Genomic DNA, 24492 nt, shown 5'->3' with positions numbered 1-24492 from the left:
GTTATACGTTGTGTCAAATATGTTAATAAATTCCGACCCGGTCTTAGGGCTTTCCCTTAATTTGCCGTCCATTACCAATACTTGCAAACCCTATGTATGAGTTGACATATCAATCGGAAGCCAGAAAAAAGGTCACCCAAAAAGATATTATAGAAATATTGGAGAGTGCCCGACGGCATAATAAAATCAATGGTGTCACGGGTTGTTTAATTTACTACAATCGACGGTTCATCCAGATTATTGAAGGAAGTAAAGCGGCGGTACAGGAGACCTATCAAAGAATTTGTGAGGACAGGCGGCATAAAGAAATACAGTTAATAGCGGAAAACAGTACCTCGGAGAGGACGTTTCCCGAATGGGGAATGGCCTATTTTCCAATCGACGAGGGCAAGATAAATACCAATGAGCTAAAACAATTCAGGAATAACATCAATCTGTTGGCCGGTTTTTCGAGACCCTCGAAGGTAAGCGGTATTATGTTTTGGGTCAAGGTCAAAGCCCTTTTAGCGGAGCCGCCCGGCTTTTATGATAAGTGATGAATCAAACTAAGCATTTACAGAATTGCCTCAGATAAATAGTCTCCTTGTTTTATTGTAGCAAAAAGAAGCTGACGATAATCAGTAATATGACAACAACGGCAATGGTGATCCAAGGGAATCGATTCTGGTTGGTGGTTGTCGTCTGATTGATGAAGTCCGCCCCTTTTCTTCCTTTTGAAGATATAGGCGCGCTATCATCGGCTTTCCATTCGGATTCGGATTCTTGTTTTTCCATTTCTAAATAATTTTAAAGTTCAACGAAGTATAGGGAAGATGTTTAATTGGCACTATCCTTGGGGATGCTATCTGTATTGTCCATAGGGTAGGGAGAGGTGGTTCGCTCCTTTTCTTTTTCCATAAGCTCGTTCCCTTGCTCCTTAACACCTTCCTTATCTTCCATTTCCGCCGGTTTTTTAGCGTCTTCGTTGGTCTCGCGACAACGCGCTACGGATATGGCCATTATTGCCGATAGCCCTATGAAAAAAAATCTTTTTGAGAAATTCATGTACCAATGTTTTAAGTGCATATCTAAAGTAGGTACAAGAACCAATATTGATTAACTGGATTCCACCGAAAATTGACGTTATAAGATTGAGAGCCGTCCGCATATCGACTTCGATGTCGAAAAAGCATAAGACGTTAGGCCTTGGTACGTAAGACTGTTTATTTTCTCACCGAAGAGGCCGTTTTTTAGACTTTTCAGTCCTTTATATTAAGTCTTATAGACCCTACGTCGGTACAGGTTTCGAAACTGATAAGCATTTAAAATTAAAGTAAGAGCAGACACCGGTGTTAATTGTCGTCATCATCGGTCAAGCCAAACTCCTTTTTATAGATGCGCACCACGATAGGAAAGAGGCTGATAAGAAGTGGCCCGAAAATAAGTCCAATGAACCCGAAAAGTGGAATACCTACGATGACCCCGATCAAGGTAATCAGCGGATGTACATCGTCGAGTTTTCTAAGGATGTAAAGTCGGATGAGGTTATCGGTCGCCCCAACGACGATTACTCCGTACAGTAAGACCCCCCATGCTTGAAAAGTTTCGCCTTGCGAAAGCATGATGATAAAAACGGGAACGATGCCCAACAAACCGCCCACAAAGGGAATCATGGACCCGATTACCACCACTCCTGCCCATAAAAATGGATTGTCGGTGCCAAATATCAAAAAGCCGATCAAGGCTACCAATCCCTGCCCGAAGGCCACCATCGGAATACCGAGGGCATTTGATCTGACCATTGCTGTTATCTCATCGCCAATAACCTGTTGATTATCAACACTGGTCGGAATAAATTCCCGCAACGAATCCCGTAATTTCCGACGGTTGGTGAGCATGTAGAAAAGCAAGAAATACATAATCGCAATGGCAATCACAGTATTAAAGGTACCCCCTGCGAAGCCCTCTAAACTTTTGGCAAGGCCCCCTGCGATTCCAGTGGCATCGATTTGGGAAGAAAATTCGTAACCGATCAATGCCTCCAAATTATCGATCTGATCGTTGATTGCCGTGATAAATTCCTTGAAATTTCGAACCACCCTGCCGACCTGATTGCCGAGCATTAGCACGGTGCCTGCCACGGGCAATAGAATACAGATAAACGACAATATCATTAAAAATACGGCAGCTAGCGAGGGCCACCACCCTTTGTCGATCAAAAAAAGCATAGGCCTTCGCAGGATGACGTATAGCGTCACCGCGCCCAACACCCCGGCAAGATAAGGCAGCATTTGGTAAAAAATGAGACCTCCAAGAAGCAGAATAAGAAAAGCCAACAAGACCTGTCTTACTACTTTGGGAGGAATGGAATTCATAGAGGGTTGCGCTTAAAAGTTACTAGAAATCCTGTATAAAATTATATGCTAGCACCTTACCGGGAAACCACAAATCTAAATACCGTACTGATAGACAATTGACCTGGAAGCATTTTTTTTTAACTCCAGATCGCCTAGACCTCATTTTCTTGAAATGTTCTATTGATTTAAGTTATTCGTGCAACACCAAAAATGGTACTTGGGTATAGTAACTGATTTTCTCCACATCGGGCCGGAATAAAATCCGTTGAAAGAAATTAAGGTTTTTGGCCACCATGGCAATCATATCGATATCACGGCTTTCAGTAAAGGCCTGAACCGCGGTTTCAAGTTTTAGGCCCGTCAAGGAGTGGAAGCTATGGTCGATATCGACAAAATAATCATCTAAAAAGTCCTTGTTCTTCTGTTGCTCCTCTGTCAGTTCTCGCCCTTCTTTCGTTATGTTCAATATACGGATATCGGCATCGTTCATCGTGGCGATCTCAATCAGTGTGTCCAACACCTTCAGGTCGTAGCTTATCTGAAAATCCGTGGGGAATGCAATTTCCGCAACATCGGTATATTGCGCATTTTCGGGAACGGCCAATAGCGGATATGCCACTTTGGTGATGACATCGCCGGTATTGCTTCCTACGGTTACCTTTTTAAGACCCGATGCGCCTTTGGTGCCCATTATGATCATATCGACATTTTTAGCTTTGGCCTCTCGTTTTACGGCATCGGCGAAGTAATCGTAGAAGGCCAATGGCACAAATCGATGAGCCTGATTTTTAGGAAGTTCTGTCTTGATACGATCCTGTAGCTCTTGAAGGTCTTCATTACTGTTTTTCAGAATCTGGGTCCTAAAATTATCGTCAGATGCGCTTAACGAAGTTCCGGCTCCTGAATAGGTCGGAATGGGATTGACGTGCATGAGATAAAAAGTACATTCGGTCTTCTTGAACATCTCGAGCCCGTACTTAAGGGCATTCCATGCATTTTCAGAAAAATCGGTAGGAAGTAAAATATGTTTCATCTGTTTGTTTTTTTAGTTTTTTTTAATGTCAGATGTAATTCGCCAATAATCATCTCGATGAGCATGATGATGATTTATGGCGCATTTCATGGCGTTTTCGCTTTTGTTTTGGTTTACGAACGTAAAAGTAAGGCAGTGCCCGCAGGTGTGAAATGATATTGGTCATGTCTGCGCCACTACTCCACGCGGCTCAGTTCCTTGAAGTTCAAAATGCGGATATTGCGGTCCTCGATATCGATAAGGTTATCTTTCTTAAAGCTGGAAAGGGTACGTATCAGTGTTTCGGTGGCCATACCTGCAACGCTAGCCAAGTCACTGCGAAGAATATGAAAATTTCCTTTAGCATCTTTTGGCAGCTTTTCAGCGAATTTCAGCAGGGTGCTCGCCGTTTTTTTCCGTACTGATCCGTATGCCATTTCCAATAACTGATCTTTGGTCTCGGTGAGGTTCTCCGAGAGAAATTGCATCAGTTCCATGGTCAGGTCATGATTTTGTCTCAGCAGGTCTTTCAAGGTCAGCGACGGAATCCCCACCACTTCGGTATCTTCCATTGCGGTAGCTGTTTCCCCGTGTTTTGTGTTGGGTACGAACGAACCTAGTCCGAAAAAATCGTCTTGTCTGTAGATACCTGTAATCAATTCCTTGCCATTCCGATTTAATTTATGGCACTTGACGATGCCGCGGGTCACCAGATAGACGGTGCTGGAGTAAGCATCCTCGCGGTAAACGATTTCGTCCGGCTTAAACTGCTGTACCTGTCCGTTATCGTCAATAAAATTTTTGAGGTCGTGTATCGTTTTCACTGACATTTGGCCGGTAGGCGTCTCGCCTGAACCTTCGTTCAAAATGGCTACCTTGGCCAATCGACTTTCGATGGCTCCTATCAGTTCGTCCTCTTCAAAAGGTTTGGTCAGATAGTCGTCGGCACCCATTTCCATTCCCCGACGCATGTCTTGGCGTTCGGTCTTGGCGGTCAGGAAAATAAAGGGTATTGTTTTGGTACGGTTATCCTTAGATAAGGCTTCCAATACCCCGAAACCGTCCAACTCCGGCATCATAATGTCGCACACAATGGCGTCTGGCAGACTTTCTTTCGCCAGCTGTACCCCGGTCATTCCGTTGGAAGCGGTAAGTACGGCATAATCTGAAAGTTCCAGTAACTCAGCCGTATTCTCACGGAGAACGGTATCGTCTTCTATCAAAAGTATTGTTTTCTCCATAATTCACAATTTAGTTAAGACCCGTGAGCGCCGTGCCCAAGAACTAAACTCCTAAGGGGAATTCTACCGAAAAGGTACTTCCCACATGCTCTTGGCTTTCGAACCATATTTTTCCATCTAGATTCTCCACATGACCTTTCACAATGTTGAGTCCGATTCCCGTGCCTTGGGTGGTCAATACGTTCTCGGCCCTAAAATACCTGTCAAAAGTGTATTGCTGCTCTTTTTCGGGAATGCCGATGCCCCTATCTTTAACGTGAAAGATAATTTTCTCTTCAAAAAGTTCCACTTTGAGGTCGATTTCAGTATGCTCTTTGGAATATTTTATGGCGTTGCTTAACAGATTGGTCAGGGTCAAGCCTACAATTCGTTCATCTTGATGGATTTCGACGTCATCGATATTGTCCGGGTAGTTGATATGTTGTCCATTTTTTAGCAGCATGTTGGCGTTGTAAATAACGTGATTGACAAGTCCGCTTAGGGAAAACGAGGAGTAGGAATACATTTCCTTTCCTTTCTCCAGCCGTTCCATTGAGAGAAAATCGTTGAGTATATTGGTCAGATAATGTACCCCGCTGGCAATGGTTTTCAAATGTTTTTCCCTTTTTGGTTGTTGGTCTTCCAGAGTATATTTCTCCACCAGGACCGCCGATGTCAATATACCGCTAAGGGGCGTTTTGAACTCATGAGAGACCAAAGAGAGAAATTTAGTCTTCAACTCGTTTAGCTCCTTTTCTTTTTTCAGGGCCTTTTGCAATTGCCTGGTACGCTGCCTAACGGTTTTCTCCAATTTTTTCGTATAGTTTTTTCGGTCGGAGATATCGAGGATAATAGCGACGACAAATTGTTGGTCGCCGATGGTCGAGCTTTGGAGGTGTACTTCAACCGGGTAGGTCTTCCCATTTTTCATACGGTGTACGGTCTCGAAGTCGACTTTTTTCTTGGTACCTTGGCGTAAGGGAGCAATTAGGGCTCTAAATTTAGCTTCGGTGAATTCCGGCTTCATCTGCACGGGGGTCATTTCCCTGAACTCGGCCAAGGTGTACCCGGTACGCGTTCGTGCACCCTGATTGGCGTTGACAAAAAGCAACGAATTGGCATCAAAGACGTAAATCTCGTTGAACGATTCGTCGAAGATCGTGGCTAGGTGGACTATTTCCTGTTCCGCGGCCTTCCGCTGCGTAATGTCGTTCTGAATCCCAATGAAATGGGAGGTCTGTCCATCTCGACCTGTTATGGGATTTATGGATACCTCGTTCCAGAACAAGGTACCGTCCTTTTTATAATTACGCAGCTGAACGTGGCACCCTCGGCCCGCATTTACCGCATTGCGTAATTTTAGCACTCCCTCTTGGTCATTATCGTCGGCCTGTAAAAACCGGCAGTTTTTGTTTATGATTTCCCCTTTGGAATATCCGGTCATTTCCTCGAAGGCGGGATTACAATAGATGATAGGATTGTCAGGCTGTAGCGCATCGGTAATAACAATACCGTTCAGGGCGGCTTCCAAGGCCGCAGTTTTCAATAGTTGTTCCTCCTCGTTTTTTTTACGCTCGGTGATATCTATGACCAAGGCCAGTACATAGGTGTTTCCGTATAAAGAAAAGGGATTCAGGCCGACTTCCAAGGGGAATTTTTCGCCATTTTTGCGCAGGCCGGAAAGCGTTCGGCCTGCGGCCATACGGCGCTTTTCGTGCTGCTCGAAGAAAGAGGACATATGGTTGTTATGGACCTTTCGGAGGGAGCGGGGAATCAGAATAGTCAAGGAATGGCCAACAAGCTCTTCGTCTTCGTAGCCGAACAATTCATTGGCTCTTTTATTGGAAGCCACTATGTCCTGTTTATCGTTGACCACGATTATCCCCTCGGAAACTGCTTCGGACAGTAGCCGGAAAATATTGCTGTTTTTCTCGAAGACCCGCATGGAATAAAAATACCTTTTTAGCTTTGCATTCGGCGTGTCTGCCTATGAATTGGGTTTCATTTAACAATTCATTCCGTTGTCGGCTGCCTTCCTTCCCATATCAATGCGGCCGCACCACAAATGGCAGCGGTCTTCCCCTCCATGCCCGAGGTTCGTATTTCGACCTTGTCCTTATAGACTTCCAACAGTTTTTCTTCGAAATATTCTTGTAAGGGGTCCAAGATCCATTTGCCGCTATTGAGCAGGCCTCCCATCAAAAAGAATGCCCTGGGCTGCGAGAACGCTGTAAAGTTGGCCATGGCCAAAGCCAATATATTCGCCGTATAATCAAAAGCTTTTTGGGCGATGGGATCGCCTTCTTCTGCGGCCTTGGTAATATCCTCCCCGTGCAAATCGTTGAAGGCCACGTCACGGAACCTGCTGTCGATCATGTATTTGGACAACATATGGAGTATGGTGCGTTTCAGGCCTGTGGCGGAAACGTAGGCCTCCAGTCCCCCACGAACGCCGAGCCCGGTCAACCGACCATCACCCAGGGTCATATCGACATGGCCCAGTTCACCGGCAAACCCATCGTACCCCTCTATCAATTTGCCGTTGGCGACAATGCCGGCCCCTAGTCCGGTTCCCAGGGTAATGACGATAAAGTCTGACATACCCTTGGCGTTACCAAAGAGCATCTCGCCCAAGGCTGCGGCACTGGCATCGTTCATGATCCGCATGGGGAGGTCGATACGCTTTTTTAATTTTTCCAGGACGGGTACCGAACCTTTCCATTTTAGATTGGCGGCGTTCTCTATGGTACCGTTTCGACTAGAGGCGTTCGGCGCGCCGATTCCACATCCGATTAGATTGACCGGGAAATCGAAGTCGGACATTAATTGGTCGATGCTCTCCTTGATCTTATCCAGAAAGGCATCGAAATCATCGTATTTTCGGGTTCTAAAAAAAAGTTGTTTATGGCACACACCATGGTGATCGACCAATCCTATTTTAGTTTTGGTTCCTCCGATATCTATTCCTGCAACTACATCCATAGTAAGCTAATTTACGATCATTTACGCAATTCGCAAGGGTTCTGTTAAATTTTTCGTTACGAAATGACGTTTGTCATATTCAGCGTGGGCCTTCATGCCTATTTTTGTGGACCACAAACAGGCTATATTCCACTAAATTTACGAAGTTGAATCTTAAAACCTAAAGCAATGATTACAAAATTGATGTTACCTTTGGTCTCGTGGGGAAACGGAACCGTAATGATGGCCATTTTTGCGGTCGTGTGCGTGGTTCTCGTAGGAACCGTAATCGCTATGATGTCCACTGATAAGAAAAAAAAGGATGGACCTGAAGCATAAGGGAAGTAAGAAAATCATGTTCTTAAATGGAATTCGATGATACAAGAACTAAAAAGAGGATACGGACAGGTCTTCGAGGATGCCCTTATCAATGAAATTGTACAGGTAGGAACCTTTAAAGAGGTGCCGGAAGGTTTCAAGTTGATGGATATCGGTGATTATGTCAGGGGGATGCCCCTTTTGATTTCGGGCGCCATCAAAGTGCTTCGCGAAGACGATGACGGAAACGAACTCTTGCTCTACTATCTCGAAGAGGGTGATACCTGCTCCATGACCTTGAGCTGCTGTATGGGGGACGCCCAAAGTGAGATCCGCGCCGTTGCCGAAACCGATGCCAAACTGATCATGGTGCCCATCCATAAAATGGAGGAGTGGACGGGCCGATACAAATCTTGGCGGAATTTCGTTTTCCAAAGTTACCATGATCGTTTGAACGAGTTGTTGAATACCTTGGACAGTATCGCCTTCGATAAGATGGATATGCGCTTGGTCGGATACCTCAAGGAAAAGGCCCGTATCGCACAAGAGGATAGCATCCGCAGTACCCATCAAGAAATTGCCTATGACCTGAACAGTTCAAGGGTAGTAATTTCTAGACTGCTCAAAAAACTGGAGGATATGGGCAAGATAGAACTGCACAGAAACCATATCAAGATCTTGGAATTGTGAGGGCTCTGTAACCCAGGTTACCGTACGCTTTACTTAATCCGGTTACTTTAGCCTCCTAAACGGAGCGGAACATGGAGGTAACTGTTGCCCTAGGTTATTTGGGTGCCCTTGTCATCGGCATAGTCTTAGGATTGATCGGCGGGGGAGGATCTATTCTTACGGTACCGATTTTGGTTTATTTTTTATTTATAAACCCTGTGATGGCGACCGCATACTCTCTGTTTATCGTCGGTACGACCTCCTTGGTAGGTGCAATTCAGAATATTCGAAAAAAATTGGTGGACTTCAAAACTGCCATCGTTTTTTCGATCCCGGCTTTCATTGCGGTGTATGCCACCCGTAAGTATGTAATGCCTGCAATACCTGAAGAACTCTTTACAGTAGGCGGTTTTTTGGTTACAAAAGATATCGGTATCATGTTATTTTTTGCCATCACCATGTTGTTGGCGTCTTACTCCATGATACGGGAGGAGTGTGAAAACTGCGATAATGACACCATCGAAATCGTTTACAATTATCCGATGATCGTGCTCGAAGGTATCGTAGTCGGGGTGCTTACAGGTATTGTGGGTGCCGGTGGGGGCTTCCTGATCATTCCCGCCCTTGTACTATTGGCCAAGCTACCGATGAAAAAAGCGGTTGCCACGAGCTTACTGATTATTGCAGTTAAATCGTTGATCGGTTTTATAGGGGATGTGCAGAACCTCAAGATCGATTGGAAGTTTCTATCGGTATTCAGCGTACTCTCCATCATCGGTATATTTTTCGGAATTTGGTTAAACAAGTTTATCGATGGTTCAAAACTGAAAAAGGCATTCGGATGGTTCGTGCTCGTTATGGGCGTTTTCATCTTCGTAAAAGAGCTTTTCTTGAGCTGAAAAAGGGTAAAGTGAACTACCTCGGGGCAAGCCTGCGAGGCATTGGAAAGGAAAAAGCATTAGTGTTTCGAGGCAAGCCTCGACGCATTTAAATCTCGATTATCGAGTAAAAAGGTTTAAGTAACAAAGGTTACCCTGCACGTTCTGCAAAAGCAATACCTTTGAAATCTCATTGTAAATCGCTTGATCATGAAAATAGAACAAATTTATACGGGATGTCTTGCCCAGGGTGCTTACTATATCGAAAATGGGGGCGAAGTAGCCATTATAGACCCCTTGCGGGAGGTCAAGCCCTATATCGACCGCGCCAAGGCGGACAACGCCGGGATAACCTATATTTTCGAGACCCACTTTCACGCCGATTTTGTCAGCGGCCATGTCACCTTGGCCAAGGAAACCGGTGCGTCGATTATTTATGGTCCCAATGCAGCACCGTCTTTTGATGCGGTCATCGCAGAGGATGGCCAGGAGTTCAAACTCGGCAATATCACTATCGTCGCCTTACATACTCCCGGACATACAATGGAAAGCACAACCTATCTACTTCGCGATGAAGACGGGAAAGATCACGCAATTTTTAGTGGTGATACGTTGTTTCTCGGTGACGTTGGCCGCCCGGATCTGGCCCAGAAAATGGGCGTGCTTACCCAAGAAGACCTGGCAGGGCTTCTATACGACAGCCTACGTGAAAAAATCATGCCCCTGGCGGACGATGTCATCGTCTATCCGGCGCACGGAGCGGGTTCGGCCTGCGGAAAAAATATGATGAAGGAAACCGTAGATACGCTCGGTAACCAGAAAAAGATGAACTACGCTTTACGCGCCGATATGACTAAGGATGAGTTTGTAAAAGAAGTTACGGACGGACTATTGCCGCCTCCTCAGTATTTTCCCCTGAACGTTAAAATGAACAAAGAAGGGTACGATGATTTCAATGAAGTATTGGAACGGGGTACCCGTTCCCTTTCGCCAGATGCCTTCGAAGCCGCTGCGAACGAGACCGGGGCCGTCGTACTCGATGTGCGCCATCAAAACGATTTTGCCAAAGGTCATGTTCCCCGTTCGATTTTTATCGGCCTGAACGGTGATTTCGCTCCGTGGGTCGGTGCCCTAATCGCCAATGTGGAGCAGCCTATTCTTTTGGTCGCCCCAAAAGGAAGCGAGGAAGAGGCCGTTACAAGACTTTCTCGGGTCGGTTTTGATAATACTTTGGGATATCTTGAAGGAGGGTTTAAGGCGTGGAAAGAGGCAGCGATGGAATACGATACGGTCAGTCAAACAAGTGCCGAAGCCCTGGGCGAGGTTCTTGAGGGAGACGATGCCCCAATTTTCGACGTCAGAAAGAAAAGTGAATTCCAATCCGAGCATGTGCATGCTGCAAAGAACACCCCATTAGATCTTCTGAACGACCATTTGGCCGATTTTCCAGAAAACCGACCCTTTTTCGTTCACTGTGCCGGAGGCTATCGAAGTATGATCGCCGCTTCTATTTTAAAGAGCAGGGGCATTCACAATCTCATCGAGGTAATCGGAGGCTTTGGCGCTATAAGGAAATCGAAAGTGCCCGTTTCCGAATACGTTAGTTCGACTACGCTCTAAACCCAATACGAATTGTTTTTCGATCGAAAAATTAAGAATACGAGGCGAGCATCGACAAATTTTAAAAATTTCTTCACCAAAGGTGATGTTTAAACTTTTTGATGGAGCGCTGAGCGGTTATCCCTATAGCTATCGGGATTCTCAATTTTTTTAGTTAATTTCCAAGGAATTATAACGATTTAAACGCATGAAAGACCTTATCATTTTACTTTTGTTCGTCTCCGCGGTTTCCTGCACTTCTAAGGACAGCGGAAAGGTGCAGCGTATCGATATCGAAACTGTCAAGGCCGATGTAATCGGAAAAGATGTACAATGGGTCGATGTCCGCACCCCGCAGGAGTATGAAGCGGGCCATATTGACGATGCAATCAATATAGACATTTCGGACAGCCAGAACTTCAAAGAAAAAGTTGAAAAGCTGAACAAGAATGAACCCGTGTATATTTATTGTCAGAAGGGCGGCAGAAGCGAACGCGCCGCGACACTGTTGAAGGATATGGGATTTGAGTCCATATTCGACTACTCTGGCGGCTACGGCGAATGGAGCCAACAATAATAGTAGACCACGGATAGTGTAAGCTGCTCGCCGTTGATGTAGTCCCGAAATTGGGCGCTTATTGAATCCTTTAATTAAACATGCTTATCCGTCTTACGTCTTAGATCCTACCGTCTAATGTCTTATTTGACGATTAGGTAAAAAGGCAGACAAGCATTTAATTAAAAAAACAAATGAAGTTGAATAGGAAGAACCATTGGGAAGACGTATATAAAACTAAAAGTCCGAATGAGGTAAGCTGGACACAAGAGGTGCCGAAAATATCCCTTGATTTTATACGTTCGTTCGAAGTCGACAAAACCGCCAAGATTATAGATATTGGTGGCGGCGACAGTAAATTTGTAGATTTTTTACTGGACGAGGGCTATGAGAATATTACCGTTTTGGATATCTCTGCGAAGTCTCTGGAAAAATCGCAAAAAAGACTCGGGGATAAAGCGAAAAACGTAACTTGGCTGACAAGTGATGTTACTGAATTCGAGCCCGATACCACCTATGACGTTTGGCACGACAGGGCTACATTCCATTTTTTGACCCAACCCGAGGAAGTAGCAAAATATATAGCAATAGCAACAAGAGCGGTAAGCAGCTTCTTGACCGTCGGCACATTTTCAGAGAATGGACCGGAAAAATGTAGTGGACTTGAGATTCGGCAATACAGCGAAGAAAAGCTGACTACGGCATTCAAGGGCGGATTCGATAAAATCCGTTGTGTGGCGGAAGACCATGCAACCCCCTTCGGTACCGAGCAAAATTTTCTGTTTTGCGGTTTCAGAAAACGGTAGCGATCAATGTCGGGGAGCTTGTTTCTACCTCCCGGCTCAAAGCTTATCTTCAATCAAGCTTGCGCGAACATTTTATTTTGCTGTGTAACCTGGGTTACTGCACCAATTGAACGATTCAGCTAACTTAGCCACATAGATTGAAAAATATTTCAAAACCCATCCATCCATCAAAAAAAGCATAAAATATCTCTTTTCTAAGTACACTTTTCGGAACAAAAAAAGAAACCTCGCATAAAATTGTAATATTGGATGTGGAAGCGTATGCCAATGCCATCTCCGGCAAAAAGGTACAATTGGTCGACGTACGTACCTCGGGCGAGTTCCATGGCGGCCATATCAAAAAAGCCGTCAATATCGATGTCATGGATGCGATGAATTTTCAAAAAGCCTTTGAAAAACTGGACAAGGACAAACCCGTGTATCTCTATTGCCGTTCCGGGGCAAGAAGCCGAAAAGCGGCCAAGAGATTGGTCGGTATGGGCTTTTCGGAAATTTATGATCTGAAAGGCGGATATATGCGGTGGTCTTGAAAAATTTATCCCGGTTGGATATCCATACTTAGACGCGAAAACTCGGTCTTATCGAAAGCGAAATCCTTTGTGAGCTGCGCCAGGAATGAAATAAACTAAAAGCATGTTATTATGAGACGTACCAAAATCTTGCCGGTGATAGCACTTGCCGGCTTGTTCTCTTTTACCGGATGCAAGGAAGCCTCGAAATCGGATAAAAAGGTAGAAACCGTAGGATCCCCTTCAAAAGACTACGCCGAAATCGGTATGGAATATGCCGTCTCGACGAAAGCCGCACTGGGCAAAAATCTGGTCGGGGCCATTCAGGAGAAAGGTACGCTCGGCGCGTTGGAATTTTGTAATATACAGGCGATGCCGTTGACCGATAGCATGGCCGTTGCGCATAAGGCGATAATCAAACGGGTTTCAGACAAACCGCGTAATCCGAACAATCAAGCCAACGCTAAAGAGCTGGAATATATCGAGGCTTTCAAAAGTACGGTAGCTTCTGGCAAGAAGGTGGAACCCATTGTCAACCAAGAAAACGATCAAGTCGATTTTTACTACCCGATTACCACAAATACCATGTGCCTGCAATGTCATGGCAAACCTGAAGAACAAATTGAGCCTGCTACGATGGCCAAGCTGCAAGACCTGTACCCTGAAGATCAAGCGATCGGATATACCGAAAATGAGGTACGCGGTATCTGGGCGATAGTTGTTGAAGGGAACAAGGAATAATCATCGGGCGGCCGAATTTATTCTGGCAACCTGAGAATCCGTTAAATAACTGCGCATCAACGCATATTAGACTTGTTTTTCCTTCGATCTAGTCTCTTTTTGTTTGCGTTCCGGTCGAAAGCCATGAATCACTTGTCCGTAAAAATCCTTTGGCAGCTGTTCGTCGCCGGGGTAGCCCAGTTTGATTTTCCCATTGTTCGAATCCGGAATATAATTTGTTTTGAAGAGGTAGTCCCATAAGCTTAGGCTGATTCCAAAATTGACGCCTTTTCGCCTATCCTTGGGCAAGTTGTAGGCGTGATGGTACAAATGCATGACCGGATTGTTCAAGATGTACTTCAAAGGTCCATAAGTGAGCTTGATGTTCGAATGGTTTAGATGACCGATAGCGATGGCGAAGAAATGTACGATATAGGCCTGCTCGGGCTCGAATCCACCCAAAATCATGACCCCGAAGGTTTTAAGGGGCTTGTACAGGATATTTTCCATCCAATGGAACCTCAGATGTGCGGCGAACCCCATTTCCTTAACACTGTGGTGCACGGCATGAAATCGCCACAGCACCTCGTATTTGTGCAATAGAATATGGGTGAACCACTGTACGAAGTCGAGTATGACAAAGAAAAGCAAGAGTTGCGTCCACATGGGCCAAGCGCTCATATCGATCAGGGCCAAGCTTTCGATGGTTATCCCAAAATCTGCAAAGACCATCTCGAAAACCTTGTAAAACCCACTGATGACAATGGCGAAGATGAAGAAATTAAAGAACATATAAAATGCATCCAGCCAAAAGTCCTTACGGAAAATCTTTTGATCCTTTCGCCATGGAAAAAGAATCTCCAACAACCAAATTACCAAGGAAATGGCGATGAGGCCCCAAAAATAATTCGTGTACCAAGGCACTTCGAAGACAATGGACTTCCAAGTCCACCGCAACATGCCCATAAAACCGTTACCGAATGCTTCTAGATATTCGATCATAACCGACATTTCAGATTGCGAAGATACGGCATAGCGAAAGACTGTTCGGTAACAAGGGTTACATTTACTATGTAACTCAGGTTACCGTACAGATCATGGATGCTTCGTATTTTTAAGCCTTTAAAAGAAGAAATTATGAAAATAAAACAATTTGAATACAAACCTCTGGCCCATTTCTCTTACGCCTTGATAAGTGGAGGTGAAATGGCCATAGTTGATCCCGAACGCGATCCGATGCAGTATTACACATTTGCAAAGGCCCATAATGCCAACATCGTTGCGGTTTTCGAGACCCATCCGCATGCTGATTTCGTGAGTTCGCATTTGCAGATCTATAAGGAAACCGGAGCGACAATTTACAACAGTGCCAAATTGGGTGGGGATTATCCACATAAGTCCTTTGACGAAGGGGATAGTATCTCCATCGGAAACGCCACTCTGCGGGCTCTGAATACCCCTGGTCATTCGCCGGACAGTATTACCATAGTCGCCGAAGAAGGGGAGGTCACTGTATTGTTTACGGGAGATACCTTGTTCATAGGCGACGTAGGCCGGCCTGATCTAAGGGAAACAGCCGGTAATATGAAGGCAAAGCGGGAAGAACTTGCCGAAATGATGTACGGCACCATTAAAAATAAATTTACGGAGCTGCCCGATGATGCTATCGTATACCCGGCGCACGGGGCCGGAACGCTCTGCGGGAAGAATTTGAGCGACGCGGCCAGCAGCACTTTGGGCAACGAGCGGATGGGCAACTGGGCTTTCAAAAAGCAATCGAAACAAGAATTTATGGAGGTGCTGCTCGATGGACAGCCTTTCATCCCGTCGTATTTTAGCTATAATGTAGGCTTAAACAAGACCGGTGCGGAAACCCTTCGTAACGCCATGGCGGAAATACCCTTTAAATTGGGCGCCTCCGCAGAAGGATTGATCGTGGATACCCGTGATGAAGCTAAATATAAAAAGGGTCATCTCAAGCAAAGTATCAATATTCAGGCAAGCTCCCAAGACGCGACCTTTGAAACGTGGTTAGGTGCCATTGTCGAACCTCAAGAGGAGTTCAGTTTGGTCATTGAGAGTCCCGAAGATTTAGAGCCACTATTGCACCGCGTGGCAAAAATTGGTTATGAAAAGCAGTTGCGAACAGTACTGACGCTCAACGAAAAGGAATTGCTAGCAATGCAAGAACTTGATGTGCAGGATTTTGAAAAAAATCCGAACAAATACACTATTGTAGATGTCCGTAACAAGTCAGAAGTGGCCGAAGGCAAGTTCTTCGAAAATGCCTTGTCGCATCCGTTGAACGAACTCCGGAAAACGAGTTCCGAAATCCCGGTCGATAAACCGATCGTAGTCCATTGCGCCGGCGGATACCGCAGCGCGGCGGGTAGTAGTATTTTGGAGGGGAAGCTCGAAGATGTCAAGGTTTACGACCTCAGTGAGAAGATAAAGGACTTTACCTAAGGAACATTGGGGTTTGTTCCGGTATGTTATGACGACTCAGCATACGGCTACTTCGTTATTGTTGTCAGGGATGTTGGCAACTCGAACACCTCCAGGTCAAAATAAGGTAGGGCGGCCAAAAGATGATCAAAAATATCTGACATGACATATTCGTAGTTCTGCCAACGTTTGTCCGCGCTAAAGACATAGATTTCCATGGGAATACCCTGCGGGGTCGGGGCCAGTTGCCGAACCATTAAGGTCATACCCTTGTTGACAGCGGAATGGTTTTGCAGGTAATCGGTCACATATTTTCGAAATACGCCGATATTGGTAAGGTTTCTACCGTTTATGGCCAACTCCTTGTTTCTTCCGTTCTCCGAGTTGTAGGTATTTATATTCTCACTTCTATCGATGATATACGGTTCAATGAGCTGAATTTTCTGAAGCGCAGCAACATCGTCATCCGACAGAAAACGAATGCTTTTTTGACTTATGATAAGCGCCCGTTTGATACGCCTTCCGCCCGATTCTTGCATGCCCCGCCAGTTCTTGAACGAATCGGAGATCAGCGCATAGGTGGGAATGGTGGTGATTGTTTTGTCGAAATTCTGTACTTTGACCGTAGCCAAGGTAATCTCGACCACATCGCCATCGGCCCCGTATTTTTCGAAAGTGATCCAATCGCCGATACGGACCATGTCATTGATGCTGACCTGTATACTTGCCACTAGACCGAGAATGGAATCCTTGAATATCAATAGGATGATGGCGGACCCGGCACCTAGGGCGGTAAAGAATTTCCAAATTTCAACCCCGGTGATAATAGCGAATATGGTCAAGATGGAGATAATCCACAGGAAGATCGTAAAAACCTGAACATAGCTGTCCATCGGCTTGTCCCTAAACCTGGACTTGGTCTTCAAATAATCTATGGTACTCCTAAAAATACTTTTGATGGTATAGAGGCTAAGAACCACAAACAGGATTTGGAGTAGTTTCATGGCTAGGTTGCCTGCATAGTCAAAACCGATAAATGCAATCGGAACAAGCTCGAACAACAGCAAAAGAGGGATGATATGGGCCACATACCTTGGTACTTTGTGGGCCACCAAAAAGTTATCAAAATTTGTCGCGGATCTCCGGGCCAACCTAACCGATAGGGAACGCAGTATTTTCCAAATAATGAAATCCAGCAGTGCTGCCAAAACTATAGCGCCAATCAAGACTAGGAGTAGATTAAGATAGGAGGCGAAGTTTTCACCCATTCCTGTCTTTAAAAGATAGTTGTAGAGTATGCGATAAACCCCGTCATCCATTACCTCAATATTTGTGAGTTTTGCCCGTATCAAAGTGTACAAAGATACATTTTAACTTTTTTACGCGATAGTCCAGATGTAAGCGATCCGAGGCTTGCTACGACGTATTTAGTCATCTGCTTACGAATGCCTCTTGGGCTTTTCCCGACGTGGTTTACTTAAGACCGCGTAAAAACGCTTTGAATTCCTTGGTGTTATAATCTGCCATTCCTTCGTGTTCAAGTGCCACATTTCCATCGGCATCGATTACATAGGTAGTAGGTATGGCCGATGAACGGAACATAGATGGCAGACTACTGGCTAGGGTGTAGATCGGCAGGCCGTAGCCTTTCCGCTTGTCGAACGCCTTGGCCTTTTCGAAGTCCTCGTCAAGCGATAACATGACAAAAGCGACTTCATCGCCGATGGTCTCATGTAGTTTGTCGATACTCGGCATTTCGGCGATGCACGGGGGGCACCAGGTTGCCCATTTATTGATAAAGATGACCTTACCTCTTAGCTCTTCCAAGGATTTAGTGGCGCCGTTGGCATCGATCAGATTTAGGTTGAAATCCACGGGCAGTCGATCGGATGAAGTGGACTTCCCATTTATGTTTTCGCCGGTCGCGGCCTGCGAGATATGCTCCACATCTGGGTTCATCAGGCCGGTAGCCAATAGTCCCCGTTGGGCAAAACCGATGACCTCGGTGTGTAGTCCCGTGACGTAAAGTGTAATGGCCACTACGGTAATGACCCCGTATTGAATCCAGCTTTTTCTTTGGTCTTTATCCATGTTCATATCGTTTACTTAGCAAAAATTAGATCTGAGAGATTAAATTTCCTGAGATAGCACCGAGGGGCGGTAATTAGTAGGGCTGTAGTGTCAGATTCGATTTCCATGAATCGGCGAAGGTAATTAAAACGATACAAGTGATAGGTAACCTTTGTTACGTAAACATCTTGAAGCCCCTGGTGAGCCGATTTGAAATTACTACCTAGGCATTGGATGAAAAAGCGACGCACCGACCGAGCAGCCCGTTTAAACGCCTTGGATACCCTAAACTGATAAATATCATGTTTATAGCGCGCATGCTTCGGTATTTTTGTATTAAAATGATAGCGGTATGCAAAGTTTAGTCCAAAAGTATAATGTTCCCGGTCCACGATATACGAGTTACCCTACGGTACCTTATTGGAATTTGGATGGATTTTCCGCTAGAGAATGGAAAGCCACGGTACGCCGAAGCTTTTTGGAAAGTAACGCCAACGAAGGCATCAGCCTCTACATCCACTTGCCCTTTTGCGAGAGCCTCTGCACGTTCTGCGGCTGCCATAAGCGCATCACCAAAAGACATGAGGTCGAGGCTCCGTATATTACCACAGTTTTAAAGGAATGGGAACTGTATTGCGATCTATTTCCCGGAAGGCCCGTAATAAAGGAGATGCATCTGGGTGGGGGAACCCCTACCTTCTTCTCTCCCGAAAATCTTAAACGGCTTATCAACGGCATTTTTGCAAAGGCGGATAGGGCAGAAAATCATGAGTTCAGTTTTGAGGGCCATCCGAACAACACCACCCGTGAACATCTTCAGGCCTTGTACGATGTCGGGTTTAGAAGGGTCAGCTACGGGGTGCAGGATTACAATGCGACCGTACAAAAGGCCATCCATAGAATACAGCCCTTCGAGAACGTAAAAAAAGCCACTGAAACGGCCCGGGAAATAGGATACACCTCCGTAGGCCACGACCTTATTTTCGGATTGCCGCACCAGACCCTGGAACACGTCGAGGAAACCATCGCAAAGACCAAACAGTTGATGCCCGATCGTATTGCATTTTATAGTTATGCCCATGTGCCATGGATCAAGGGGAACGGCCAACGGGGGTATAAGGACACCGACCTGCCCAAGGGCGAGGAGAAACGAAGGCAGTACGAAGAAGGAAAAAAACTATTGGCCCAGGCCGGATACCAAGAAATCGGGATGGACCATTTCGCCTTGACCACGGATAGCTTATATGTCTCGATGAAAAACCATCGTTTGCACCGGAACTTTATGGGCTACACGGCCTCGAAGACCCAGCTGATGGTTGGTCTGGGGGCATCGAGTATCAGTGATAGCTGGTATGGTTTTGCCCAAAATGTAAAAAGCATCGAAGAATATACCCAATGGGTAGAACAAGACACTATCCCGGTCTATCGAGGCCATATCCTGAACGGGGAAGACCAAATCGTTCGAAAGCATATCCTCAATCTGATGTGCAGGTTGCGCACTTCTTGGCAAAACGAAAATATGTACTTTGAAGACTTGCCACGGGTCATCGACGGATTATGGGAAATGGAGTCCGACGGACTTTTAGAGATAAATACGCACAACATTCAAATAACCGAAAAGGGACGCCCGTTCGTTCGGAATATCTGTATGGCCTTTGACGTGCTATTGTACCGCAAGGCGCCGGAAACCCGGTTGTTTTCGATGACTATATGAATTTATAAGTTTATGAGTTTATTTTCTAACGACTAACGATTAATATCAAAATCATGAAAAAAATAATAGTTCCCGTAGATTTTTCGAAACAGTCCGAATACGCCCTGAAGACGGCAGCCTCATTGAGCTTAAAACACGATGCCGAGATTTTGGTCGTGCACATGTTAGAGCTGAATCGTAGCCTGACCGCTTCGCCCGAGATGATAAATCAAGAATACACCGTGTTTCTGATCAAGACGGCCGAGAAGCAACTTAACGAATTTTTAAACCGGCCCTATCTAAAGGACGTCAAGGTAACTCCTATAATAAAACATTACAAAGTCTTCAGCGAGTTGAACGAAATTGCCGAAAAGCATGGAGCCGATATGGTAGTCATGGGGTCCCACGGCAGTGAGGGCCTGAAAGAAATATTTGTAGGCTCGAATGCCGAAAAGGTGGTGCGCCACTCCCATGTTCCGGTGCTTGTGGTTAAAAACGAACACACGGATTTCAAGATCGATCGTTTGGTGTTTGCGTCGGATTTTAAGTTAAAGGGACTAAAAGCTTTTGAAAAGGCCAAGGCGTTCGCCGAGCTGGTTTCCGCCGAACTCGACCTCGTCTATATCAATACTCCCTACAGCGATTTTTTAAGTACCGAGGATGCCTATGCCCGGATCAATACTTTTTTAGCGAAGGCCAACATTGCCGATCAGGTCGAGATCTACAATGATTACAGTGTAGAAATGGGCATTTTAAACTACAGTAAGACGAATGCTGCCGATGCTATTGCTATCTCGACCCACGGACGAAAAGGACTTGCCCACTTCTTCAGTGGAAGTATTGGCGAAGACATTACCAACCGCGCTAAAATTCCGGTCGTTACGTTCAAAATTGGGTAGTTGATATAAGTAATTACCGGATACTGAGGGAATCTTTTTGAGAAAAGGGGTTCCCTTTTTTCTTGTAAACTGATTTGATGTGCCAAAGTTATTGCAAATTGTGCATATGGTATTCCTATCCTAGGCCGACCAAGGTTCAACTGCGCCCAATTATCGGATATTTTTGTCCGAAAGATGACGAAAGTCATGTCGGGTTTCTTCCATCTGCGTTAATTTTGAGATATGAAACACCTCATCGTGTTATCCGTTGCTGTGGTAATGCTGGTCAAGCCCCTTTGGCCGATAGCGGAATACGTGGTGAACTACGATTACATCGTCAACGTACTTTGCGAGAATAAAGATCGGCCGGAGCTGCAATGCAATGGCAAGTGTTACCTTGTCGAGCAACTGGCCAAGGAATCGGAAAGCAACGATAAAAATCCCTTTGGTGAAAATCGGTCCGTCAGCGAGATACAGCCGATGACATTTTATGAACTTGCTGACCTGTACGATTTCGGAATGGACTTTCTGGAAACCGACCTGGATAATTTTAAAACCTCGCAAGTCTTCATCAAATTGCTTTTCACCTCCGATATTCTACAACCCCCGGAAAAGGCCTGATTTCTGAATTAGTTCCCGTTAAGGTTTGGGAAAATGCTATTATCCTTTTACTACCTCGTATGGATGCCGTACGTGGAATTTGGATGTTTAATCAGGTTAAATATAGAAAATGAAAACCAAAATAAAGGGTCCGTCATATCTTGGGATAGTGGCGCGACCGAAACGATTGTCCTATCTTTTCGGCATGCTCTGCTGCCTATTATGGACATCAGGCAGCTTTGCCCAGGATGGGAAAGTGGACATGCCACAAGACTCCGTGCTCCCCATCGATCTTTCGGAAGTCATTGTAATCTCTTCCTATAAAGAGAATTTAGAGCACAACGCACATGCGAAACCGCTCTCGACCTTGGAAGAGTATTTAGAGACCTCGCAAAAAGTCAATATGATCAAGCGCGGGGCCTATGCTTGGGAGCCTGTTCTGAACGATATGACGTCTGAAAGACTCGCTGTTTCCATCGATGGGATGCGTATTTTCGGGGCCTGTACCGATAAAATGGATCCCGTCACTTCGTATGTAGATGTTTCCAATCTGTCGGAGGCACACGTTTCTAGCGGACAACAGGGCGCTGAACACGGTGCTGTCATAGGTGGCGCTATCGACCTGCAGGTCGAAAAAAGTAATTTCAAGCCGACCGGATGGATCGGTTCGGTCGAAATGGGTGGGGAATCGGGCAACAATGCCCGAATTGTCGGGGGCGAACTCAATTTTTCCGATGAGCGATGGTATATCGATACCGATGTCATCTACCGCAAGGCCGACAATTATTCCGCCGGTGGGGGAGCGGAGATCCCTTTTTCCCAGTTCGAAAAATACAATCTCTCCGCGAACACGGGCTATCGTATTGCGGACGGCCAAAAGCTATCCGCCAGTTTTATCTTCGATGAGGCCCGGGACGTGGGCTATCCGGCATTGCCGATGGACGTGTCGTTGGTGCAGGCCTTTATCGGTTCCGTGAGCTGGTTACAAGATGATTTTTTAGGAGGATTTACCGATTGGGAATCCAAGCTCTATGCCAATACGGTCACCCACGTTATGGACGACACCCAGCGCCCAGAGGTGCCGATTCATATGGATATGCCCGGATGGAGCGATACCTATGGCTTTTATTCCCAGACGAAGTGGAAAAATGAACGGCATAAGCTGCTGTTAAAGATCGATGGGTATTATAACCGATCCCTCGCCGAGATGACCATGTACCCGAACGATCCGAACGAAAATGCGATGTTCATGTTGACCTGGCCCGATGTGCGCACTTTGAATTCTGGATTTTATGCCGAGGATGTCATTAAACTTGAGAAAAGTTCCTTGAAATTTGCCACGCGATTGGCGATACAGCATTTTAATGTTGCCGATGAATTCGGACTAAACAGCCTGCTGATCTTTTATCCCGATATGGCACAACGACAAACCCGATTTTTGAAGAGTGCTTCCGCACGCTACCATACGAACTGGAAGGCGTGGCAGTTTGATGGGGGACTATCCTATGGCGATCGGGCTCCTTCCGTTTCCGAAGGCTTTGGCTTTTACCTTTTTAATAGTTTCGATAACCATGATTATATCGGAGATCCCGATTTGAAGAACGAAAAAGCCTTGGAGGGCAATGCCAAATTATCCTATCGGAAAAATGATTTCAGCATTGGAGTGGTAGGAAACTATTTTCGTATGGCCGATTATATCATCGGGGAAATCGATCCGTCCCTAAGCGTGATGACCATCGGGGCGGAGGGCGTCAAGGTGTATAAAAACCTTAAGAATGCGCATCTATATAATGTATCCTTAGAAGTCGATTACACGATTATTACTTCCTTAAAGTGGTCGGGTGCAGCTTCGTACCACCGGGGCACGGACCATAACGGACGCAACCTTCCGTTTATAAGTCCTTTTGCGTACAATTCAAAGCTGCAATACACCCATAAGGACTTTTCTGGATCCCTGGCGATGCGGGGTGCGGGAGCGCAGGTCGATTTCAACCCCGCCTTCGGCGAAGACCGCACCGATGCCTATACTGTACTTTCTGTGAACATGGGCAAAAATATTGCCATCGGTGTTGACGAACTCTACGTTAAATTCGGGGTTGAAAATATCTTCGACACCTACTATTCGACCTATTCCGACTGGAAGAACATCCCCAGAATGGGAAGAAATTTTCACGCAAGTATTTCGTACGCCATTAATTAACACTATACATCTATAGACCATGAAAAATATTAAATTTCTATTTGCAACCCTAGCCGTGACGGCATTTTTAACGTCATGCTCAAACAACGATGACAATTCACCGCTATTGGTCGGGGAAAACCCTATGGCGGATTACAATATGCTGACGAGTATAGAGGCCAATAGCCATGCTATCGAAGTATATTCCGAAAAAGATGGATTTACCATCGGCTATAACGAGCTTTTTGTCCGAATCAAGGACGCGTCAACGGATAGCTACATTGAAAACGCCGAGATTACGTGGATCCCGATGATGCACATGCTCGAAAAGATGCATTCCTGTCCCAATTCCGAAATTTCGACCACCGAAAATGCTTCCGTGTACAATGGCTTTGTCGTTTTTCAGATGCCCGGTAACCCGGAGGAGTATTGGGAACTTGCCCTGGAATATTCCATAAACGGCCAGACCTATAACGCCACTGAACGCATCGAGGTCAAGGCTCCCGCAGACGGGAGGAAGACCGTTAACAGTTTTATGGGAAGTGACGGATCTCGCTACGTTCTGGCCATGATGCCGTTCGCGCCCGAGGTAAAGGTCAATGATTTTTCGGCCATGCTTTTTAAGATGGAATCTATGATGTATTTTCCCCCTGTGGAGGATTACAGCATTGGCATTGACCCCAGAATGCCAGGGATGGGCAACCATAGTTCCCCGAACAATGTCGATCTGAGCTTCGATGCCGTCTCTAAAAGGTATATGGGTAAAGTATCCCTGACCATGACAGGATATTGGAAAATAAATCTAAAATTAATGAACGAGGCCGATGAGGTCCTGATGGGGGAAGATGTTACCGAAGAAAACGAGGAAAGCAGCCTCTTTTTTGGGATAGAGTTCTGATCTGATGTCCCCTAGTGTGATGACAGCCATCCCCTAGAAACAGATGGCATTTTTTACAAGGTCATACGAACGAAACCGGTAGTAGTTGGTTACCTTCCAAATTATTTGGTATATTACCCCTAGTTTGAAATAAATGACAATTCTA

Annotated in this window: 25 protein-coding genes; 15 read left to right on the top strand and 10 right to left on the bottom strand. The window is 45.6% G+C overall.

Features of this window, described 5'->3' with window-relative positions; genetic code table 11:
* The first annotated feature begins 92 nt into the window (after positions 1-92).
* Complete coding sequence (locus RQM65_RS02285) at positions 93-536, top strand: BLUF domain-containing protein (protein WP_314012436.1); 444 nt, start codon at positions 93-95, stop codon at positions 534-536.
* A gap of 52 nt (positions 537-588) precedes the next feature.
* Here the strand turns inward: RQM65_RS02285 and RQM65_RS02280 are convergent, their stop codons facing one another.
* The 7 genes from RQM65_RS02280 to RQM65_RS02250 form a co-directional block, all read right to left on the bottom strand.
* On the bottom strand, positions 589-774 hold the full coding sequence (locus tag RQM65_RS02280) for a hypothetical protein (protein ID WP_314012435.1): 186 nt from the start codon (positions 772-774) through the stop codon (positions 589-591).
* Positions 775-816: 42 nt separating this feature from the next.
* Entirely contained in the window at positions 817-1044 is a 228-nt protein-coding gene (locus RQM65_RS02275; RefSeq protein WP_314012434.1) for a hypothetical protein, read from the bottom strand.
* 287 nt (positions 1045-1331) lie between these two features.
* On the bottom strand, positions 1332-2354 hold the full coding sequence (locus tag RQM65_RS02270; protein WP_314012433.1) for an AI-2E family transporter: 1023 nt from the start codon (positions 2352-2354) through the stop codon (positions 1332-1334).
* A 172-nt stretch (positions 2355-2526) separates the two neighbouring features.
* Positions 2527-3369, bottom strand: a complete 843-nt coding sequence (locus RQM65_RS02265; protein ID WP_314012432.1) for a universal stress protein — start codon at positions 3367-3369, stop codon at positions 2527-2529.
* A gap of 176 nt (positions 3370-3545) precedes the next feature.
* A complete protein-coding gene (locus tag RQM65_RS02260; RefSeq protein ID WP_314012430.1) occupies positions 3546-4589 on the bottom strand; it encodes a response regulator in 1044 nt (347 codons plus the stop codon).
* A 43-nt stretch (positions 4590-4632) separates the two neighbouring features.
* A complete protein-coding gene (locus tag RQM65_RS02255; protein WP_314012429.1) occupies positions 4633-6513 on the bottom strand; it encodes a sensor histidine kinase in 1881 nt (626 codons plus the stop codon).
* Positions 6514-6581: 68 nt separating this feature from the next.
* Complete coding sequence (locus tag RQM65_RS02250; RefSeq protein ID WP_314012428.1) at positions 6582-7550, bottom strand: ROK family protein; 969 nt, start codon at positions 7548-7550, stop codon at positions 6582-6584.
* A gap of 168 nt (positions 7551-7718) precedes the next feature.
* On the opposite strand from RQM65_RS02250, the gene RQM65_RS02245 reads away from it, so the two are divergent.
* From RQM65_RS02245 to RQM65_RS02210, 8 genes are all read left to right on the top strand, one after another.
* Positions 7719-7868, top strand: coding sequence for a hypothetical protein (locus RQM65_RS02245; RefSeq protein WP_314012426.1), 150 nt, complete (start codon positions 7719-7721; stop codon positions 7866-7868).
* A 36-nt stretch (positions 7869-7904) separates the two neighbouring features.
* Positions 7905-8537 (top strand): Crp/Fnr family transcriptional regulator, encoded by a 633-nt coding sequence (locus RQM65_RS02240; RefSeq protein WP_314012424.1) that lies wholly within the window; start codon positions 7905-7907, stop codon positions 8535-8537.
* A 71-nt stretch (positions 8538-8608) separates the two neighbouring features.
* Positions 8609-9415 carry a sulfite exporter TauE/SafE family protein gene (locus RQM65_RS02235; protein WP_314012422.1) on the top strand — a complete coding sequence of 269 codons (807 nt, stop codon included), beginning with the start codon at positions 8609-8611 and terminating at the stop codon, positions 9413-9415.
* Positions 9416-9604: 189 nt separating this feature from the next.
* Positions 9605-11014, top strand: a complete 1410-nt coding sequence (locus RQM65_RS02230) for an MBL fold metallo-hydrolase (protein ID WP_314012421.1) — start codon at positions 9605-9607, stop codon at positions 11012-11014.
* A gap of 187 nt (positions 11015-11201) precedes the next feature.
* The gene (locus tag RQM65_RS02225) at positions 11202-11570 is read left to right on the top strand and encodes a rhodanese-like domain-containing protein (protein WP_314012420.1); all 369 of its coding nucleotides are present in this window, start codon (positions 11202-11204) and stop codon (positions 11568-11570) included.
* Between the two features lie 173 nt (positions 11571-11743).
* A complete protein-coding gene (locus RQM65_RS02220; protein ID WP_314012418.1) occupies positions 11744-12355 on the top strand; it encodes a class I SAM-dependent methyltransferase in 612 nt (203 codons plus the stop codon).
* A 251-nt stretch (positions 12356-12606) separates the two neighbouring features.
* Positions 12607-12885, top strand: a complete 279-nt coding sequence (locus RQM65_RS02215; protein WP_314016765.1) for a rhodanese-like domain-containing protein — start codon at positions 12607-12609, stop codon at positions 12883-12885.
* 111 nt (positions 12886-12996) lie between these two features.
* A complete protein-coding gene (locus tag RQM65_RS02210) occupies positions 12997-13605 on the top strand; it encodes a Tll0287-like domain-containing protein (protein WP_314012416.1) in 609 nt (202 codons plus the stop codon).
* Positions 13606-13671: 66 nt separating this feature from the next.
* Here the strand turns inward: RQM65_RS02210 and RQM65_RS02205 are convergent, their stop codons facing one another.
* Complete coding sequence (locus RQM65_RS02205) at positions 13672-14586, bottom strand: sterol desaturase family protein (protein WP_314012415.1); 915 nt, start codon at positions 14584-14586, stop codon at positions 13672-13674.
* Positions 14587-14721: 135 nt separating this feature from the next.
* On the opposite strand from RQM65_RS02205, the gene RQM65_RS02200 reads away from it, so the two are divergent.
* The gene (locus RQM65_RS02200) at positions 14722-16050 is read left to right on the top strand and encodes an MBL fold metallo-hydrolase (RefSeq protein WP_314012414.1); all 1329 of its coding nucleotides are present in this window, start codon (positions 14722-14724) and stop codon (positions 16048-16050) included.
* A 47-nt stretch (positions 16051-16097) separates the two neighbouring features.
* On the opposite strand, the gene RQM65_RS02195 is transcribed toward RQM65_RS02200, so the two are convergent.
* Positions 16098-17348: a mechanosensitive ion channel family protein gene (locus RQM65_RS02195; RefSeq protein WP_314012413.1), complete on the bottom strand. Its 1251-nt coding sequence runs from the start codon at positions 17346-17348 to the stop codon at positions 16098-16100.
* 154 nt (positions 17349-17502) lie between these two features.
* Positions 17503-18120: a TlpA family protein disulfide reductase gene (locus RQM65_RS02190; protein ID WP_314012411.1), complete on the bottom strand. Its 618-nt coding sequence runs from the start codon at positions 18118-18120 to the stop codon at positions 17503-17505.
* A 331-nt stretch (positions 18121-18451) separates the two neighbouring features.
* On the opposite strand from RQM65_RS02190, the gene hemN reads away from it, so the two are divergent.
* The 5 genes from hemN (at position 18452) to RQM65_RS02165 (ending at position 24347) form a co-directional block, all read left to right on the top strand.
* Complete coding sequence (gene hemN / locus RQM65_RS02185; protein WP_314012410.1) at positions 18452-19813, top strand: oxygen-independent coproporphyrinogen III oxidase; 1362 nt, start codon at positions 18452-18454, stop codon at positions 19811-19813.
* Positions 19814-19866: 53 nt separating this feature from the next.
* The gene (locus tag RQM65_RS02180; RefSeq protein WP_314012409.1) at positions 19867-20691 is read left to right on the top strand and encodes a universal stress protein; all 825 of its coding nucleotides are present in this window, start codon (positions 19867-19869) and stop codon (positions 20689-20691) included.
* A gap of 222 nt (positions 20692-20913) precedes the next feature.
* Entirely contained in the window at positions 20914-21291 is a 378-nt protein-coding gene (locus RQM65_RS02175; RefSeq protein WP_314012408.1) for a hypothetical protein, read from the top strand.
* A 109-nt stretch (positions 21292-21400) separates the two neighbouring features.
* Entirely contained in the window at positions 21401-23470 is a 2070-nt protein-coding gene (locus RQM65_RS02170; protein ID WP_314012407.1) for a TonB-dependent receptor, read from the top strand.
* Positions 23471-23489: 19 nt separating this feature from the next.
* On the top strand, positions 23490-24347 hold the full coding sequence (locus tag RQM65_RS02165) for a hypothetical protein (RefSeq protein WP_314012406.1): 858 nt from the start codon (positions 23490-23492) through the stop codon (positions 24345-24347).
* The last annotated feature ends 145 nt before the right edge of the window (positions 24348-24492 follow it).

Source organism: Pricia mediterranea (assembly GCF_032248455.1).
Classification (GTDB): Bacteria; Bacteroidota; Bacteroidia; order Flavobacteriales; family Flavobacteriaceae; genus Pricia; species Pricia mediterranea.
Note: the sequence above shows the minus strand (reverse complement) of the source record. Positions and strands in the feature narration are given on the sequence as shown.

Excerpts from the sequence above, each read along its gene's own strand:
- RQM65_RS02285 (WP_314012436.1), top strand. The coding sequence starts at position 93 with ATGTATGAGTTGACATATCAATCGGAAGCCAGAAAAAAGGTCACCCAA.
- RQM65_RS02280 (WP_314012435.1), bottom strand. The coding sequence starts at position 774 with ATGGAAAAACAAGAATCCGAATCCGAATGGAAAGCCGATGATAGCGCG.
- RQM65_RS02275 (WP_314012434.1), bottom strand. The coding sequence starts at position 1,044 with ATGAATTTCTCAAAAAGATTTTTTTTCATAGGGCTATCGGCAATAATG.
- RQM65_RS02270 (WP_314012433.1), bottom strand. The coding sequence starts at position 2,354 with ATGAATTCCATTCCTCCCAAAGTAGTAAGACAGGTCTTGTTGGCTTTT.
- RQM65_RS02265 (WP_314012432.1), bottom strand. The coding sequence starts at position 3,369 with ATGAAACATATTTTACTTCCTACCGATTTTTCTGAAAATGCATGGAAT.
- RQM65_RS02260 (WP_314012430.1), bottom strand. The coding sequence starts at position 4,589 with ATGGAGAAAACAATACTTTTGATAGAAGACGATACCGTTCTCCGTGAG.
- RQM65_RS02255 (WP_314012429.1), bottom strand. The coding sequence starts at position 6,513 with ATGCGGGTCTTCGAGAAAAACAGCAATATTTTCCGGCTACTGTCCGAA.
- RQM65_RS02250 (WP_314012428.1), bottom strand. The coding sequence starts at position 7,550 with ATGGATGTAGTTGCAGGAATAGATATCGGAGGAACCAAAACTAAAATA.
- RQM65_RS02245 (WP_314012426.1), top strand. The coding sequence starts at position 7,719 with ATGATTACAAAATTGATGTTACCTTTGGTCTCGTGGGGAAACGGAACC.
- RQM65_RS02240 (WP_314012424.1), top strand. The coding sequence starts at position 7,905 with ATGATACAAGAACTAAAAAGAGGATACGGACAGGTCTTCGAGGATGCC.
- RQM65_RS02235 (WP_314012422.1), top strand. The coding sequence starts at position 8,609 with ATGGAGGTAACTGTTGCCCTAGGTTATTTGGGTGCCCTTGTCATCGGC.
- RQM65_RS02230 (WP_314012421.1), top strand. The coding sequence starts at position 9,605 with ATGAAAATAGAACAAATTTATACGGGATGTCTTGCCCAGGGTGCTTAC.
- RQM65_RS02225 (WP_314012420.1), top strand. The coding sequence starts at position 11,202 with ATGAAAGACCTTATCATTTTACTTTTGTTCGTCTCCGCGGTTTCCTGC.
- RQM65_RS02220 (WP_314012418.1), top strand. The coding sequence starts at position 11,744 with ATGAAGTTGAATAGGAAGAACCATTGGGAAGACGTATATAAAACTAAA.
- RQM65_RS02210 (WP_314012416.1), top strand. The coding sequence starts at position 12,997 with ATGAGACGTACCAAAATCTTGCCGGTGATAGCACTTGCCGGCTTGTTC.
- RQM65_RS02205 (WP_314012415.1), bottom strand. The coding sequence starts at position 14,586 with ATGATCGAATATCTAGAAGCATTCGGTAACGGTTTTATGGGCATGTTG.
- RQM65_RS02200 (WP_314012414.1), top strand. The coding sequence starts at position 14,722 with ATGAAAATAAAACAATTTGAATACAAACCTCTGGCCCATTTCTCTTAC.
- RQM65_RS02195 (WP_314012413.1), bottom strand. The coding sequence starts at position 17,348 with ATGGATGACGGGGTTTATCGCATACTCTACAACTATCTTTTAAAGACA.
- RQM65_RS02190 (WP_314012411.1), bottom strand. The coding sequence starts at position 18,120 with ATGGATAAAGACCAAAGAAAAAGCTGGATTCAATACGGGGTCATTACC.
- hemN (WP_314012410.1), top strand. The coding sequence starts at position 18,452 with ATGCAAAGTTTAGTCCAAAAGTATAATGTTCCCGGTCCACGATATACG.
- RQM65_RS02180 (WP_314012409.1), top strand. The coding sequence starts at position 19,867 with ATGAAAAAAATAATAGTTCCCGTAGATTTTTCGAAACAGTCCGAATAC.
- RQM65_RS02175 (WP_314012408.1), top strand. The coding sequence starts at position 20,914 with ATGAAACACCTCATCGTGTTATCCGTTGCTGTGGTAATGCTGGTCAAG.
- RQM65_RS02170 (WP_314012407.1), top strand. The coding sequence starts at position 21,401 with ATGAAAACCAAAATAAAGGGTCCGTCATATCTTGGGATAGTGGCGCGA.
- RQM65_RS02165 (WP_314012406.1), top strand. The coding sequence starts at position 23,490 with ATGAAAAATATTAAATTTCTATTTGCAACCCTAGCCGTGACGGCATTT.